At 61.9% G+C, this 1,035-nt stretch carries 1 protein-coding gene and 1 pseudogene; both read left to right on the top strand.

Annotated features, from left to right (window positions below; genetic code table 11):
- A pseudogene (locus tag AC1D1P_RS24235) lies at positions 1-362 on the top strand (DEAD/DEAH box helicase); the annotation flags it as partial.
- A 168-nt stretch (positions 363-530) separates the two neighbouring features.
- A partial coding sequence (locus AC1D1P_RS24230; RefSeq protein WP_477674779.1) for a YihY/virulence factor BrkB family protein occupies positions 531-1,035 on the top strand: 505 nt, incomplete at its 3' end.

Genomic DNA, 1,035 nt, shown 5'->3' with positions numbered 1-1,035 from the left:
CTGATATTGAAAAACTGATCAAGACCAAGATCGAACTGGAGCCCATCGAGTTCGAGGAAGACCAGCCCCGTATCAGCGAGCAGGGCCGTATCAATGACGGCCGCCGCATGTACCGTGAAGGTGAAGAGGGCGGCCATGCGCGTGAAGCGCGCCAGCCGCGGGAGCGGCGCGAATACACGCCGCATCGCCAGCCGGCGGCGCCGCGTGACCCGTTTTTTGACCAGCCCTACGAACCAACCGCTGCGCCCGATGCCACGCCCGCCTGGGAAGCCGCCGCCAAAGCTGCCCCCGCGCGCAGCAGTGTGTCGGCCAATATCAAGCCGAAGAAAAAAGTCGCAGCGCTGTTCAAGACAGCCGGTTAAGACAACCGGCCAGGGTGAGCCGGTCCAGCACCGGTTCATTGCGGGGCGCTGAGCAGCGCCTCTACCCGATTTTCTCTACCAGTTTCCATATTCCCGTCGGTTCACGCCTACGGTGCGGGGAGCTGCTGTCCGGTTGGGTCTTTGCTGCGGGTTTCCTAAGCTTCCGGGATGATGGAGAAACCCGATCCGCATGTTCAGGCCTCGCCGGCCTTCGCGCTTTCTTCCCTTCAGAAGATTTTCAGGCCTCTTTACCGGCCCCTGTGGCAGGCCATCGACCACTGGATTGATGCAGGCGGCATGCGCATGAGCGCGGCCATGTCGTTCTACGGCATCCTCAGCCTGGCGCCGTTGCTGGTGCTGATGGTGGCAGTGCTTGGCTGGTGGCTGGACCGCCGGTATATCGAAACCAGTCTGGTGGATCAAATCCGCAGCGTTATCGGCGCGCAGGGCGCACAGGTGGTACAGCAGGCACTTTCAAGTGCCCAGGCTCCTTCAGAGGGCATCACGGCTTCGCTGTTTGCTTTTGCGCTGCTGTTGTCGGGTGCGACCGGCGTTTTTGCCGAACTGCAGGATGCGTTTGAGCGCTTGTGGCGGCAAGGCAGTGGCGAGCTCCCGCAGCAGAAATGGTGGCACAGCGCTTCTTTGCGGTTGCGGGGTGTGGCCTACATCCTGG

Source organism: Polaromonas sp. P1_E1_2 (assembly GCF_056406035.1).
Note: the sequence above shows the minus strand (reverse complement) of the source record. Positions and strands in the feature narration are given on the sequence as shown.